This is a genomic window from Acutalibacter caecimuris (assembly GCF_034335085.1).
GTDB lineage: Bacteria > Bacillota > Clostridia > Oscillospirales > Acutalibacteraceae > Acutalibacter > Acutalibacter caecimuris.
Genome location: NZ_JAWXXJ010000015.1, coordinates 73611 through 87871, shown reverse-complemented (window position 1 = coordinate 87871; position 14261 = coordinate 73611). Strand labels below are relative to the sequence as shown.

At 55.9% G+C, this 14261-nt stretch carries 13 protein-coding genes; 6 read left to right on the top strand and 7 right to left on the bottom strand.

Features of this window, described 5'->3' with window-relative positions; all coding sequences use genetic code 11:
* Positions 1-172 precede the first annotated feature (172 nt).
* A complete protein-coding gene (locus U8U01_RS10510; RefSeq protein WP_322173983.1) occupies positions 173-808 on the bottom strand; it encodes a hypothetical protein in 636 nt (211 codons plus the stop codon).
* Between the two features lie 193 nt (positions 809-1001).
* Here U8U01_RS10510 and U8U01_RS10505 point away from each other — a divergent pair, with 193 nt between their 5' ends.
* Positions 1002-2183 (top strand): MFS transporter, encoded by a 1182-nt coding sequence (locus U8U01_RS10505; protein ID WP_304432803.1) that lies wholly within the window; start codon positions 1002-1004, stop codon positions 2181-2183.
* Between the two features lie 66 nt (positions 2184-2249).
* Here the strand turns inward: U8U01_RS10505 and U8U01_RS10500 are convergent, their stop codons facing one another.
* The 4 genes from U8U01_RS10500 to U8U01_RS10485 all read right to left on the bottom strand — a co-directional run bounded on the left by U8U01_RS10500 (position 2250) and on the right by U8U01_RS10485 (position 6496).
* The gene (locus tag U8U01_RS10500) at positions 2250-3602 is read right to left on the bottom strand and encodes an MATE family efflux transporter (protein ID WP_322173980.1); all 1353 of its coding nucleotides are present in this window, start codon (positions 3600-3602) and stop codon (positions 2250-2252) included.
* 77 nt (positions 3603-3679) lie between these two features.
* Positions 3680-4801 carry an aldo/keto reductase gene (locus U8U01_RS10495; protein WP_304432801.1) on the bottom strand — a complete coding sequence of 374 codons (1122 nt, stop codon included), beginning with the start codon at positions 4799-4801 and terminating at the stop codon, positions 3680-3682.
* A 63-nt stretch (positions 4802-4864) separates the two neighbouring features.
* A complete protein-coding gene (locus U8U01_RS10490) occupies positions 4865-5959 on the bottom strand; it encodes an aldo/keto reductase (RefSeq protein ID WP_322173978.1) in 1095 nt (364 codons plus the stop codon).
* Positions 5960-5974: 15 nt separating this feature from the next.
* Complete coding sequence (locus U8U01_RS10485; protein ID WP_304432799.1) at positions 5975-6496, bottom strand: flavodoxin family protein; 522 nt, start codon at positions 6494-6496, stop codon at positions 5975-5977.
* A gap of 185 nt (positions 6497-6681) precedes the next feature.
* Here U8U01_RS10485 and U8U01_RS10480 point away from each other — a divergent pair, with 185 nt between their 5' ends.
* The gene (locus tag U8U01_RS10480) at positions 6682-9408 is read left to right on the top strand and encodes a family 78 glycoside hydrolase catalytic domain (RefSeq protein ID WP_304432798.1); all 2727 of its coding nucleotides are present in this window, start codon (positions 6682-6684) and stop codon (positions 9406-9408) included.
* A 45-nt stretch (positions 9409-9453) separates the two neighbouring features.
* Here the strand turns inward: U8U01_RS10480 and U8U01_RS10475 are convergent, their stop codons facing one another.
* Both U8U01_RS10475 and U8U01_RS10470 read right to left on the bottom strand, forming a co-directional pair.
* A complete protein-coding gene (locus U8U01_RS10475; protein WP_322173976.1) occupies positions 9454-10194 on the bottom strand; it encodes an alpha/beta hydrolase family protein in 741 nt (246 codons plus the stop codon).
* A 179-nt stretch (positions 10195-10373) separates the two neighbouring features.
* The gene (locus U8U01_RS10470) at positions 10374-11252 is read right to left on the bottom strand and encodes a LysR family transcriptional regulator (protein ID WP_322173975.1); all 879 of its coding nucleotides are present in this window, start codon (positions 11250-11252) and stop codon (positions 10374-10376) included.
* 227 nt (positions 11253-11479) lie between these two features.
* Here U8U01_RS10470 and U8U01_RS10465 point away from each other — a divergent pair, with 227 nt between their 5' ends.
* Genes U8U01_RS10465 through U8U01_RS10450 form a run of 4 tightly spaced genes read left to right on the top strand, consistent with a single transcriptional unit; the run spans position 11480 to position 14254 of the window.
* Positions 11480-11710, top strand: coding sequence for a hypothetical protein (locus tag U8U01_RS10465; protein WP_304432795.1), 231 nt, complete (start codon positions 11480-11482; stop codon positions 11708-11710).
* 21 nt (positions 11711-11731) lie between these two features.
* Entirely contained in the window at positions 11732-12586 is an 855-nt protein-coding gene (locus U8U01_RS10460; RefSeq protein ID WP_304432794.1) for a DUF3737 family protein, read from the top strand.
* Positions 12546-13202, top strand: coding sequence for a LysE family translocator (locus tag U8U01_RS10455; RefSeq protein WP_322173972.1), 657 nt, complete (start codon positions 12546-12548; stop codon positions 13200-13202). The genes U8U01_RS10460 and U8U01_RS10455 overlap by 41 nt, the downstream gene beginning before the upstream one ends.
* 14 nt (positions 13203-13216) lie before the next feature.
* Positions 13217-14254 (top strand): cyclophilin-like fold protein, encoded by a 1038-nt coding sequence (locus U8U01_RS10450; RefSeq protein WP_304432793.1) that lies wholly within the window; start codon positions 13217-13219, stop codon positions 14252-14254.
* The last annotated feature ends 7 nt before the right edge of the window (positions 14255-14261 follow it).

The window sequence follows — 14261 nt, the reverse complement described above, 5'->3', positions numbered from 1 at the left end:
GCAGTTTGCTTTTTCGTCTAAAGAAAATATGACAGAAAACACCTGCCGCCAGGGAACCTTTGCGCTCTCTCGGTGGCAGGTGGCTCCTGTCATCATGGCGGGTGTAGGGAACTATCCAATTGAAGAATGAAATACAGCAGAAAGAATAGGAAAGCTCACAAGATGACTCTGCTCATGCCATCTCCAACTTTCCATTCCGTACGACCAGGTCGATCATCCGGGAATCCAACTCCAATCTTTCAAGCTCCTTCGCGTCCGCATAGCAAGTTTCAGGCGTGACCTCCATCCCCAGCAGAGTGCGCCCAATCACCGCCGCTGAGAGGGAAGCTCCCAATACAGAGCTGTGTTCACCATCGGCAAAGTAAAGTTCTTCTTCCGGATGGGCGCTTACCACCTGCCACCAGATGCTCCCCACAGGACAGACAGCCGCGCCAATTTTCTCTGCCAGGGCCTCGTAAGCCTTGCGCATAACTGCCTGGCCCTGGGGGTTATTCTTCTCACTCCAGGTCATGTACAGGTAAATTTTTGTACCTTCCGGCACCAACGCAGCCATTTTCTCACCGGTTTCCAACAGGGAATCTTTTCCGGGAAACGGATGGGCGTTGTGTTGTAAAATAACAGCGTCATAACCGCCGCACTTGAGGTTAAAGTAGGTCTGGGACTGTCCCAAGTGCCAGTCCAGGCCTATGCCGGGGTGGGTGAGCATCACCGGTTCGATGGGATGGTCGTGGCTTTCACAGAACGTCTTGACCCTGGCGGGCACATAGTGGACAAAGGTGTGGCTGTTGCCAATAAATAACACTTTCATAAGCGGCTCCTTTTGAGTAGATGAGTTCCGCCTGCATCATAACACATGAAGCCCGCTCCATGTCAAGGTTTTTTTCAAAATCTTCCTATACTCTTGAGGCATACCATGCTATAGAAACTAAGTATTTGAATTCCCCCCAATTCTGTTGTTATAATGAGGAAAACAGCGGATTGGAAAGGATGGATACATAATTATGTTCGCAAAAATGTTTTCCCGGCGCTTGTGGAACCGAGATTTTATTCTGGTGCTGCTGGTCTGCTCCATTGCATCCTACACCAACAGCGTCTTCATTTCGCTTCTGCCGGTCTATGTGCTGGACCTGGGCGGCACCAACGCCCTGACCGGCATGATGATGACCGGACTGACCCTGCTGGGCATGGTGACTCGTGTGATTGTCGCGCCGCTTATCGACAAGATTGGCCGCAAGAAGCTGCTGGTCCTTGGCAGCGGGCTTTACGCGCTGAACGCCCTGGCCTTCTGCTTCACTAAAGATTTGAACGTCCTGTTCGCCCTGCGGGTAATCCACGGCTTTACCCAGGGCATCTTCTTCCCGGTGCCGCCCACCATGATAGCCGACATCTCCCCGGAGGATCTGCTGGTGGACGCCATGGGATTCTTCGGCATCAGCAGCTCCCTGGTGTTTGCGGTGACGCCTACAATCGGCCTTGCGATTTATAACAACCTCGGCCCGGAGGCCATGTTCTGGTCGGCGGTGGTGATGGGGGTTCTCTCCTTCGCTCTGACCCTGCCCATCAAAGAACACTACCAGCGCCCCGTTCAGCCCGAGAAGGGCGAATCCAAGCCCAAAATTGGCCTGCGCTTGGATAAGGTTTTCCTGACCTTGGTGCTGCTGCCCTCCATGATAAGCCTGTTCATTTACATAGGCAATTCCTCCATCATGAGCTTCCTCACCCCCTGCGGCCTGGAGAGAGGCATTGAACAAATCAGTCTCTATTTTCTGGTGAACAACCTGGCGGTCATCGCTGCCCGCCTGACCGTGGGCCGGGTGATTGCCAATGTGCCCAAGCGCACCTGCATACTGACAGGTATTATCCTGTGCGGGCTTGGCACCGGACTTATCGCTTTTGCCTATAATCTGGCGATGATGATGATTTCCGCCGTGCTGGTGGGTGTGGGCATCACGGCGGTCACCCAGCTCTTGCAGGTGGAAGTCATGCTTGCCGTGCCCAACGAGCGCCGGGGCCTGGCCAGCACTGCCTTTATGCTCATGGGCGACATCGGCAACGGCGCAGGCGCGGCCATTTGGGGCGCGGTCTCCGCCGGGGCGGGGTATGTGCTGACCTACGCGCTGGCGGGGGCGTCTACTTTGATGGGGTGCTTGTTCCATGGGGTGTACTGGAAGAAACGGGGATAAAGAGGCAAAAAGAAAGAAGCTGGCGGTTATGAAATCTTTTAACCGCCAGCTTCTTTCTGTTCTCACCTAAAATACTCCACGCCAGGCTTTTTTCCACAAAACCAGCGCCAAGGGAATCCCCGCTAATTCCGCCAGGATGAACCCGAGCCAGATCAGATTCAAGCTGCCGAAAAGCTGTAAAATCAGCGCGAAGGCTACTGGCAGTATGGCCTGCCGGGTCATGGTCAGCACCATACTGTAAGTACCCAGGGAGAATCCCTGGAAGGACGCCGCCAGCACCAGGCTTGGGATCGATACCAGCCAGGACACGGTCAGAATGCGCAGGGCAGGCACGGCAATCTGGCGCATATGCTCAGAGGTTTCAAAAATTTGCAGTACCAGCGCGGGGGCAATTTCCAGCACCGCAAAGAACAACAGAAAGAATAACGCGGAGTAGATCATCGCCCACTTTACCGCCTGGGAGATGCGCTCTTTTTTGCCCGCGCCATAATTGTAGGCCACGATGGGGATCAGGCCGTTGTCGATGCCATGCACCCCCACAGTCGATATGCCGAAAATGCGTATGCACACGCCGTATACCGCCACTGCCGTGGAGGAAAACCCCAGCAAGATCGTGTTCATCACCATGCTGACGAAGGAGGTCAGTACCTGCACCAAGGTAGATGGTACCCCCACCTTCAAGATGGCTTTCACGCTGCCAAAATCCGGGCGCAAAGTGAAACCAAAGGGTATTTCCGGGTTCCACCGGCGGTTGATGAAAATCCCCGCCAGCATCCCCATGCACTGGCCTATCACGGTGGCGATGGCCGCCCCCATGGTCTCCATCCGCGGCAGGCCGAAATAACCAAAGATAAAGATGGGGTCCAGAATCAGGTTGGTGACGGACGCCGCCGAAAGGGTGAACAGGAACAGGCTGGAACGCCCGCTGGCAATGACGTACCGGTCAAATACCCACTGGCCCATCTGCCCGAAGGAGAACAGCATACAGATGGTCAGGTAGTCCCTCCCATATTTCGCAATGGCCTCGTTGCCGCCGGACTGCCATTCGAAGTAAGGCCCCACCAGCGCCAGACACATCACCACGATCACGCCCCAGGAACACAGCGCAATGAAAATAGCGGCGTCTGCGGCCCTGCGTACCTTTTCCGGACGGCGTTCGCCCAGGGCTTTGGAGATAACGGCGTTTAATCCTACCGCGTTCCCCAGCCCCAGGGCTGACACCAGCGTTTGGATGGGCGCCGCCAGAGAGAGGGCGGTCAACGCATCCTCGGACACCCGGGAAACGAAAACAGAATCCACGAAATTGTAGAGGGAATTGATGAGCAGGCTGAGCATTAGTGGGATGCCCGTGGTCAGGATAAGTTTGGCCATGGGGGCGTATCCCATGGGGTTTTCTTTTGCCGCAGAGGGCTGGTTCATAGCTGAACCTCCTTATCTTGAAAAATAGAGCGGGACAGGTATGGTCCGCCTGTTCCGCCCCGTTGAATACATGGCTTTCAGTGGTCAAAATGCGCCGAAACTTCTTTCAACTTTTCGATGATTGGCAGGTGCTGGGGGCACATCTCCTCGCACTGACCGCAGGCTACGCAGTCTGCCGCCTTGCCGAATTTCTCCGTCAGGTTGGCATAGTTGCTGAAATTTACCGTCCAGCCCTTCTCCTCCAGGTGCTCCCGCATATCCTCGTTGTACAAGGAGAAATACTGGGGGATGGCGATCTTCTGGGGACAGCCCTCTGTGCAGTAGGAGCATCCGGTGCAGGGCACGGCAATCTGGCTGTTTATGATGTCTGCCGCCTTGAACACCATGGCCTTCTCCTCCCCGGTCAGCGGCTGGAAGTTCTCCATAAAGCTGAGATTATCCTCCATCTGCTGGAGATTGCTCATGCCGGAAAGCACCATCATCACACCGGGCAGGCTGGCGGCAAACCGCACGGCCCAGGACGCGGGCGACGCGTCAGGCGCGTACTCCTTAAAGAGCCTCTCTACGTCCTCCGGAACCCTTGCCAGCGTGCCGCCCTTGACCGGCTCCATAACGATGACAGGCTTATTGTGCTTGACCGCCACCTCATAGCAGGCCCTGGACTGAATCCACTGGCTGTCCCAGTCCAGGTAGTTGATCTGCAGCTGTACAAACTCCATCTCCGGGTGCTTGGTCAGAATCTCGTCCAGCAGCGGGGCGTCGCCATGGAAGGAGAAGCCGGGGCTTTTTATCAGGCCCTGGGCCTTTTTCTCCATCATCCAGTGAAAGCAGTCGAACTTCTCGAATTTGGGATAGGAATTTCCGTCGATGCCGTGGAGCAGGTAATAGTCGAAATAGCCCGCACCGGTCTTTTCCAGCTGCTGGTTGAAAACCTCGTCCCTGCCCTCCAGGGAATCAAAAAAGGCGGCGTTCAGCTTTGTCGCCAGAGTGAACTTGTTTCTGGGGTGGCGGCTGGTGAGGACCTCCTTTACCGTGGGCTCGCTCTGGAAGCCGCAGTACATCCAGGCGGTGTCGAAGTAGGTGAAGCCTTTTTCGATGAAAAGGTCTACCATCTTCTTGACCTGCTCCACGTCAATAGCAGCGGCATTGGCCGGGTCGGTGGTGGGCAGGCGCATCAGGCCGAAGCCAAAATTTTTCATAGTGTGTACTTCCTTTCCAAATTTTCTCAATTATACAAATTAGAGCCTACTCCATGTCAAGGCTTATTTCCCAAAATATCCGGCAATTCCCTCCATCCTCGCCTCCTGCTTCACATGGAAGGGGCACCGGCTCTCACAGTGTCCGCACTTTACGCAGTCGCTGGCATGGAGGGGCAGCTTCTCATAGTGGCCCTTTGCCAGCTCGTCACCAGCCAGAGCCAGGTCGTAATATTTGTTGATAAGCCCCACATTCAAGCCCTTGGGACAGGGCTGGCAGTGGTTGCAGTAGACGCAGATACCCTCGGCACTCTTGGGCGTGAACTCACCGATGACGGAGTAATCCCGCTCTTCGGAGGTAGAATCAACATACTTCAGCGCCACCTGCAAATCCTCCACGCTGCGCACGCCGGGCAGCACTGTCAGCACAGCGGGGCGGTCCAGGGCATACTGGATGCACTGGGTATGGGTGAGCGTCCGGCCAAAGAGAGAAGTTTTTTCGTCCAACAGCTGCCCGCCTGCAAAAGGCTTCATCACAGAGATACCCACGCTAGCCTTCTCGCAGTCCCGGTAGAGCTCCAGGCGCTCGGCGACTTCGCCCTTGGCATACTCGCCTTTCTGGTAGTCATAGGCCGGGTTGATGCTGAACATGAACAAGTCAACGAGACCTGTTTCCAGCAGACGGCGGGCGATTCCCGGCTCATGGGAGGAAAATCCCAAATGGCGAATTTTGCCCTCCGCTTTCAGGGACTTCATGTACTCCCACACCCCGCCGGGGGGCAGGGCCTTGTCCAGGTCCTCATGGGTGTCAATGCAGTGCAGGAACCCGAAGTCGGTGTAGTCCGTGCCAATGGTTTCAAAGTTCCAGGCAATCTGCTCCTTAATCTTGTCCAAGTCCTGCGTCCAGCCATACTTGCCGTCCTTGTATACCGCGCCAAAGTGCATCTGGGTCAGCACCTTGTCACGCCGCCCGGCAAAGGCTTTGGCGAAAGCGTAGAACGGCGGCTGGTAAGACGGGGCCAAATCAAAGAAATTGATGCCGCTGTCGATGGCGGCGCTGACGATTTCTGCCGCCTTGTCGATGTCCTCGGGCAGGCTGCCGCTGCCCAGGCCGATGACGCTAATTTGTTCGTTGCCGTGAGGCAATTTTCTGTAATCCACTTAAAAACCTCCTGTTTATTGCAGTTTCCGTCCGGCTTCCCGCAACTCTGCCAGTTTTTCATCGGACTTGTTCTCTTTCCCGTAGGCAGTGAAGATACCCATATCCTCCAGGTGCAGATCGTTGAGGAAAGACTGCTGGTACTCATAGAACGCGCCGCAGTACACATGGTTGCTGCCGGAGCTGAGGATCAACGCCGCTTTTTTGAGGTTCTTGGGTTTATCCAGTGCGTAAATGCGGTTAATGGCACACTGGAGCTGCCCAGTAAAGCTATGGTAATAGATGGGCGAGGCCAGCACGATCATCTCAGCCTCCTCCAGCGGAGGGTAAACCTCCTGCATATCATCCTGCTGGACGCACTTGCCGTCCCCTTTGGTGTGGCAGTATTCGCAGGCCAGGCACCCGGCGATTTTCTTTTTGCATACGTCGATAACGGTGACCTTGTGGCCTGCCTCCCGGGCTCCCTCGGCGTAGGCGGCAACCATAGCCGCGGTGTTGCCCTTGGGCCGCGGGCTGCCGTTCAGAATCAAAATTTCCATAGGCTTTCCTCCTTCGGTTTTCTCTATTGTAGCAGGTGGCGAAGGAGAAATCAAAGACTTTGTAGGCATAGCATGATATACCTGAAAAGCATACATTTCTCTACTTATTTGGCATTTGACATGGGTTCCCTCCCATGCTATACTTTTAGCAAATACAAGGATTTTTCAACAAAGGAGGCCCACGTATGTACAAAGCAGACCGCCTGTGGCTTACTGACCTGGTGGTAGAACATCAGCCCGAGCCTTTAGGCATGGACGTGCCCCAGCCCCGGTTTGGCTGGAAACTTCACAGTGACAGACGCAACACGGTGCAGGCTGCTTATCGTCTGAGTATTACGTCAGATGGCGAAACTGCCGACACCGGCAAGGTGGAAAGCGCCCAGAGTGTTGAAGTCACCGTGCCCGGATTTACGGCCCGGCCCATGACCCGCTATCAGGTGAGAGTTGAAGTTACCGATAATTATGGCCGCATGGCTCAAATCGAGAGCCATTATGAGACCGGGCGCATAGGTGTGCCCTTCGCCTCCTCCTGGGTAGAGCCGGTGCAGGAGCCTACTCCATCCAGCATGGCCACAAATCGGGAGGGTGCGGAGGCAGAGGACGTGGCAGCCCGGAACGCCGACGGCAGCCGTACCTTTGAAGAATTCCGCCCCGCCCAGTATGTGCGCGTCCCCTTCACGATCGGCAAGGCTGTCAAGCGGGCGCGTGTCTACGCCACGGCCCATGGTCTCTACAGGCTGACTGTCAACGGCCAGCGCCCGGACGACCGGGAACTGGCCCCGGAAAACACGGCTTACCATAAGCTGCTCTACTACCAGACCTATGACGTGACAGCTTTGCTTCGGAGCGGTGAAAACGCCCTTGGCGTGGTGCTGGCGGACGGCTGGTGGGCAGGCCGGGTGGGCACCACCGGCGACTGCTGCCAGTACGGCGACACCACCGCCCTGCTGCTGGATATGGACATGGAGTACATGGACGGGACAAGGGAAACCGTCACAGGCGAGAGCGGCTTGTCCTCCACCGGGCCTATCGTGTTCTCCGACCTGTTTGTGGGCGAAAAGTACGACGCCAATTTGGAGCAGGCAGGCTGGGACTGCCCTGGCTTTGACGACAGCGGCTGGACTCCTGTTATCAAAAAAGCTTACGACAAAAGCCATCTCATGGGCCAGCCCATGCCTCCGGTACGCCCAGTCAGAATATTCCACCCGGAGCGTGTGTTTGCCGCCCCCAACGGCGATATCATCGTAGACGCGGGCCAGACATTGGCAGGCGTTACCGAACTGACCGTTACCGCCCCGGCGGGGCTGAAAATCACCCTGGAGCATTTCGAGGTACTGGGCAAGGACGGCAACTATTTCCAGAGCATCCTCAACACCAATAAGGAACAGACCGACACCTATATTACCAGAGCGGGAACGCAGACCTATCGCCCGGCGTTTACCTATCATGGCTTCCGCTATGTGCGGGTGAAGGGCTGGCCGGGTATGCCAACCACCGAGGATTTCCAGATCGTAGTGCTGGCAAGCGATATGCCGGATGTGGGTACCTTTGAGACCTCCGACCCCCGCCTCAACCAACTGCAAAGCAACATCTGGTGGAGCCAAGTCAGCAATACGGTCTCCATCCCCACCGACTGCCCCCAGCGGGAAAAGGCCGGTTGGACCGGGGACGTTATGGCCTATGCGCCCACCCTGTGCTTTAACCGGGCGGCAGGGCCGTTCCTCACTGGCTGGATGGCCAATGTCCGCGCCGAACAGATGGACAGCGGCGCAGTGCCCATGATCGTCCCCTATCTGAAAGCCTACGCCACCTTCCTCCGGGACGAGTTGGGGGCCGACACCAGCTGTGGCTGGGGCGACGCAGTGCTGATGGTGCCCTATGCCGCCTATAAAGCCTATGGCGACAAGCGCATCCTGGAGGAAAACTATGAGGCCATGGGCAAGTGGCTTACCTACATCGACAACCGTGCAAAAAACAGCCACCCGGAAGGGTATGATACCTGGGACGAGACCCGCAAGGCCCGGAGCCGCTGGCTGTGGAATACAGATTACCACTTTGGCGACTGGCTCATCCCCAGCATGGTGCTGGGCAACCCGGACGGCATGGCAATGGGCAACACGGCCCTGGCAACTATGGGCGTGGTGGCCCCGGCCTACTATGCGTTCAGCGCCAGGAACATGGCGGAGATTGCCCGTATTCTCGGCAAAGAGGATGATGCCGCCCACTATGGGGAGGTCTGCGAAAAGGTGCGGAGGGCGTTCATTGAGGAATACGTCCATGAGGACGGCACGATGGACGCGGACTTCCAGGGCATCTACGTTATCGCCCTGCACATGGGGCTGGTGACGGAGGAACTCCGCCCCAAAATGGCCGCCCACCTGGCGGAACTCATCCACAAAAATAATGACTGCCTGGACACAGGCTTTCTCAGCGTGCTGTTTTTGATGGACGTGCTGTGCGACAACGGTATGCGTGATTTGGCGTACAAGCTCCTGTTCCAGACAGCCTGCCCCAGCTGGCTCTACGAGGTGGAAAAGGGGGCCACCACTATGTGGGAAAGCTGGGGAGCCATCGCCGAGGACGGCACAGTCAGCACGTATAGTTACAACCACTATGCTTTCGGCTGTGTGGGGGACTGGATGTACCGGCATATCGGCGGCTTGCAGATGGTGGAGTCGGGCTATAAGAAATTCCGCGTGACCCCGGCCCTGGACTGCGGGCTGGCTTGGGCGGAAACCGCCCAGGAAACGCCCTACGGAAAGGCGGCTGTGCGGTGGGAGATCGTGGGTGCGGAAGCCCTTGTCAACGTGGAGGTGCCTGTGAACACCTGTGCGGAGATATGCCTGCCGGGGATAGAGCCGCTGATAGTTGGCAGCGGCCGGTACAGCTGGATCATCAAATTTAACCAGTAAAAAGCCAACCCGCTTGAGGAACTTCTCAGGCGGGTTGTTTTATGCTCATTTCAAATTGTCTTTCACAAATTCCAACGCCAATCCGACAGATTTTTCCTCATCCTGTGGGCCAAATCCATGCCCCGCACCCTCGATCTCCACCAGCTCTGCCGAGGGGAACACCTCCACCGCCCGGCGGGAATAGTCGATGGGCACCAGCTGGTCGGCGGTGCCGTGGATGAGCAGCGTTGGGCCGGGGTAATTCTTTATTACATCGTAGATATCAAAGGACATGGCGTCCTCGGCATAGATACGCCCCAGCAGCAAGCCCATAAATTCCTCGGTCTCCGGCAGCTCCCGGCCCTCCATGCGCTTTCTCGCATCGTCCTGCAAAACATAGGCCGGGAAAATAGCCACCAGCCCCCGCACCCGTTCCGGCTGGGTGCCCGCCACATAGGACGCCACAAAGCCGCCTTGGCTTTGCCCGGCGAGAAAGATGTTTTCGCTGTCTACCTTGTCAAGAGCCGCAAGACCGTCCAGCACCACCGCCATGTCTGCCGCCTCAGTGAGCACAGACATCTCTGTGGTCTCGCCGTCGCTCTGTATTTCATTGCCCCCGCCGATGAAATCAAAAATGTAGGCGGCGATGCCGTTTTGGGCAAAGACCTCCGCATAGGGCCGGTTGTGGGCGCAATGCCCGCCGAAGCCGTGGGCCATGATCACGGCAGGAAACGGCCCCTCGCCTGCTGGCAGGTACAGTTCACCATAGATTTTCTCGCCGTCCCGTTCAAATGTCAACACTTCCATTTTGCATTCTCCTTCAATTTGTGGTTTTTCTGGCTCGGATGACTCTATCACAGCGGGTATTTGTGTGGAAGAAACAGGCGCTGGGCTGGACTCCGGCAGAGGTTCAGGCGGGGCTTTTGGCTCCCTGCAGCCGCCCAGACTGAACAGACAGAGTGCCGTCAGCGCTGTAAAAATCCGTCTCATTCCTCCAACTCCCGCAGCTTCACCAAAAACTTCTCCGCCGCTTTCGTGAACACCTGATATTTCTTCCACAGCACAAACATGGGCGACTCGTTCTGCTTAGAGAGCGGCCGGAAACACAGCTTGCTGTCCCCGCTGGTGTTGACGATCTTGTCAAAGGACAGCGCGTAGCCCATGCCCTCCTCCACCATCAGGGAACCGTTATAGAGCAGGTTGAATGTGCCCACCACGTTCAGCTTCTTCTGGTCGCGGCCCAGCCACTCTTTCGTATCCTGGTCGCACATGGCCTGCCGGGAGAGGATGAGGGGCTTATTCCAAAGCTCTTTGGGATCGATGCTCTTTTTCTCCGCCAAGGGGTCGTCCCGGCGCATGAGTACGCCGTAATGCTCCGGACAGGGTATCTGGATAGATTCATATTTCGACGTATCAAAGTCGCCGAACACAACCCCGAAGTCAATAAGCCCGCCGTCCAGCTGCTCAATGACGGCGCACTTGTCCCCGCTTACCACATGGAGATGTACATCAGGCCATTCCTCCCGCAAAGCCTGCACTGCCCGCACCAGCACACGCAGGCCGTCGGTCTCCCCGGCTCCTACGGTGATATTCCCCGAAACAGGTTCCTCTGCCAGGGCGATCTCGTCCTCGGCCTTCTTCACCAGCTCCATGATCTCCTCGGCCCGCTTGCGCAAAATCATGCCCTCTTCCGTGAGGGTGATGCTCCGGCTGCCCCGGATGAAAAGCTGCTTGCCCAGCTCTGCCTCCATGTCCCGGATCTGCCGGGAAAGGGTGGGCTGGGATAGGTTCAGGGACTCTGCCGCCCGTAGGATGTTCTGCTCCCGGGTGACGGCTAAAAAGTATTGCAAAACCCGTAATTCCATTGAGGTTTCCTCCTTTAGTTTAATTTGTAAGAGTTTTTCCCGAACTTTTCGGAGAAAAACGAACCGTTTCACGGTTCGGGGAGAAACGCGGAATGCATACCCCGTGTGCATTTTATCATAGCAGAAAGTGGTATAGCTGTCAAGCATACCATAGTATAGCATCAAAGTATTAGCTTTTTCGATTTCTTGGGGTTATAATAAGGCCCATAAAGCGAGGGGGGGGCAAAATGGGAGCCTATCAGACGAAAGAGGCCATTGAACAGAACTTACGGGACGCTGGCTGTGAGGAAGGCTGCATCCGGGAATTTATGCACGACTTGGAGCAGGACAGGATGCAGGCCGGGCTGCGGCTTTTGAACCAGCACCGCCGGTCACTGTTGGACGCCATGCACCGAGAGCAGAAACGAATTGACTGCCTGGACTATCTACTCTATCAAATCAGAAAAAACAATATTTGACTCAGAAAGGAAGATACTGACATGAAAGAAATCATTGAAAGCAAGACCTTTGATATGGAACGCGCCCTCTATAATTCCGACGGCTTGCTGCTGAAAAGCTGCCGTTTCGACGGTCCCGCCGATGGGGAAAGCGCCCTGAAAGAGAGCCGCAATGTGGAGTTGGAGAACTGCTTCTTCAACCTGCGCTACCCCTTCTGGCACGATGACGGTGTGAAGATCACCGATGCCGAAATGACCGAGATGTGCCGCGCCGCCATCTGGTACTCCCGGAACATGGAAATTGCCCACTCGAAGCTCTATGGCATCAAGGCCCTGCGGGAGTGTGCCAATATCAAAATGCGGGGCTGTGATGTGGTATCCCCGGAGTTCGGATGGTCTGTCCACGGCATGGAAATGCTGGACACCACCGTGCAGGGCGAATATTTCATGATGCGCTCAGACAATCTGCGGTTTGACAATGTGACGCTGAAGGGCAAATATTCCTTCCAGTACATCGAAAATTCCGAGTTCGACAACTGCAATTTTGACACCAAAGACGCTTTCTGGCACGCGAAAAACGTCACTGTCCGCAACAGCACCGTCAAGGGCGAGTACCTGGCTTGGTACAGTGAAAATATCACATTTATCAACTGCAAAATTATCGGCACCCAACCCCTTTGCTACTGTAAGGGCCTGAAACTCATTGACTGCGAGATGATCGACACAGACCTGAGCTTTGAGAAGTCTGAGGTGGAGGCCACGCTGACCGCACCCATCGTCAGCATCAAGAACCCGCTGTCAGGACACATCTATGTGCCCTGTGTGGATAAGATCATTCGGGACGATAAGGACTCCCATGGGGAGATCATCGTACAGTGCCAATGCCATTGTGCCTGATATGGGTTACCTGTTTCGCGGTATTTTGATCGGCCTGTTATTCGGCGTACCAGCCGGGGCTGTGGGTGCCATGACCGCCCAACAGGCGTACAGCTCCGGGCTGCGGGCCGGGCTGCTTACCGGGCTGGGCTCTTCGGTGGCAGACTGCATATACGCCTGTGTTGGAGCATTCGGGCTTTCGCTTATTTCCGACTTTCTGCTGGCACATCAGACTATTATCAACCTGCTGGGCGGGGCGCTCATCCTTACGATGGGCCTGGGGCTGTTGTTGAAGAAGAACCGCGCTGACACGCCTGAAACCCCAAATGGACAGAGGATAAAGCTGTTCCTGTCCTCCTTCGCGGTGGGCATCACCAACCCGGCGGCGATACTGACGTTCCTGTTTACGTTCTCATGGTTCGGGCTGGGCGGTGGGATGGCTCCGCTAGATGGGTTCCTGTTGGTAACCGGGGTGTTTACCGGGACGTATATCTGGTGGACAGCGCTATCTGCCGGGGTTGTCGCAATAAAAAAGCGAATGAAAAGATACAGCCTGCGGACGATAGAAAAGTGCTTTGGTGTGGTGCTGCTGGGGTTCAGCTTGGTGGTATTTGTCCGTGCGATTTTATCTCAATAAGGAAAGGAAACGGCATGAAAAGACACATTCAAAAGCTGGTCAGCTTTATCCTGATTTTAACCATAATATGTGGCTTAGGGCCAACTGCCTTTGCCGCGGCATTTGCAGATGTCAGCCCATCCTCCTGGTACGCCCAGGCAGTGGAGTATGTTTCTGAAAACGGCTTGATGTCCGGCACCGGCGGCGGTAAATTCTCTCCTGGCACACCCATGACCCGCGCCATGCTGGCAACGGTTTTATACCGGATGGACGGCTCTCCCATCCCGGCTAAAGCCCACGGTTTTTCAGATGTACCGGGCGGCTCTTACTATGAGCGGGCCGTGGCTTGGGCGGCGGAGAACGGGATAGTCAGCGGCATAGGCTGCGGACGGTTCGGCTCGGAAAACCATATCACTCGGCAGGATTTGACTGTGATGCTCTACCGCTACAGTAATTTCAAGGGTTATGACATCTCCGCTGCTGACAACTTGGCAGGTTTTTCAGACAGCAGCCGGGTGGCGGGATACGCCCGGCAAGCCATGCAGTGGGCAGTAGGCGCAAGCATTATGCAGGGGGATTCCGGCAGGCTCATGCCCACAGGCGACGCCAGCCGGGCGCAGGTGGCGGTTATGCTCATGCGGTTTGCGCAGCACACAGCGGGCAGCCAGCCTACCCCACCGGTAACTCCTACGCCTACATCGGCACCCACCCCAGTACCAGAGGAACACCGACTGCAAGTCACCGTCAATGGCCAGAATTTCTATGGAGAGATTTATGACAACGAAACTGCCAGGGCATTTGTGGCCATGCTGCCTATGTCGCTCAATATGCAGGAATTGAATGGCAATGAGAAATATCACTATTTTGATCGTGCTTTGCCGACAAATGCCTCCCGCCCAGAGGGTATTCATACTGGAGATTTAATGCTCTATGGCAATAACTGCCTGGTGCTGTTCTATAAAGATTTTACGACCTCTTATAGCTACACACCATTGGGTAGGTTGGAAAATCCAACAGGGTTAGCGCAGGCACTGGGCGACGGAAGCGTGCTGATTACATTTTCACTTACATAACAAAGGG

What these genes read in the sequence shown, in the direction of transcription:
- U8U01_RS10470 (WP_322173975.1), bottom strand. Translation starts at nt 11,252, where the DNA reads ATGGAATTACGGGTTTTGCAATACTTTTTAGCCGTCACCCGGGAGCAG.
- U8U01_RS10505 (WP_304432803.1), top strand. Translation starts at nt 1,002, where the DNA reads ATGTTCGCAAAAATGTTTTCCCGGCGCTTGTGGAACCGAGATTTTATT.
- U8U01_RS10450 (WP_304432793.1), top strand. Translation starts at nt 13,217, where the DNA reads ATGAAAAGACACATTCAAAAGCTGGTCAGCTTTATCCTGATTTTAACC.
- U8U01_RS10465 (WP_304432795.1), top strand. Translation starts at nt 11,480, where the DNA reads ATGGGAGCCTATCAGACGAAAGAGGCCATTGAACAGAACTTACGGGAC.
- U8U01_RS10455 (WP_322173972.1), top strand. Translation starts at nt 12,546, where the DNA reads ATGGGGAGATCATCGTACAGTGCCAATGCCATTGTGCCTGATATGGGT.
- U8U01_RS10460 (WP_304432794.1), top strand. Translation starts at nt 11,732, where the DNA reads ATGAAAGAAATCATTGAAAGCAAGACCTTTGATATGGAACGCGCCCTC.
- U8U01_RS10485 (WP_304432799.1), bottom strand. Translation starts at nt 6,496, where the DNA reads ATGGAAATTTTGATTCTGAACGGCAGCCCGCGGCCCAAGGGCAACACC.
- U8U01_RS10510 (WP_322173983.1), bottom strand. Translation starts at nt 808, where the DNA reads ATGAAAGTGTTATTTATTGGCAACAGCCACACCTTTGTCCACTATGTG.
- U8U01_RS10475 (WP_322173976.1), bottom strand. Translation starts at nt 10,194, where the DNA reads ATGGAAGTGTTGACATTTGAACGGGACGGCGAGAAAATCTATGGTGAA.
- U8U01_RS10495 (WP_304432801.1), bottom strand. Translation starts at nt 4,801, where the DNA reads ATGAAAAATTTTGGCTTCGGCCTGATGCGCCTGCCCACCACCGACCCG.
- U8U01_RS10480 (WP_304432798.1), top strand. Translation starts at nt 6,682, where the DNA reads ATGTACAAAGCAGACCGCCTGTGGCTTACTGACCTGGTGGTAGAACAT.
- U8U01_RS10500 (WP_322173980.1), bottom strand. Translation starts at nt 3,602, where the DNA reads ATGAACCAGCCCTCTGCGGCAAAAGAAAACCCCATGGGATACGCCCCC.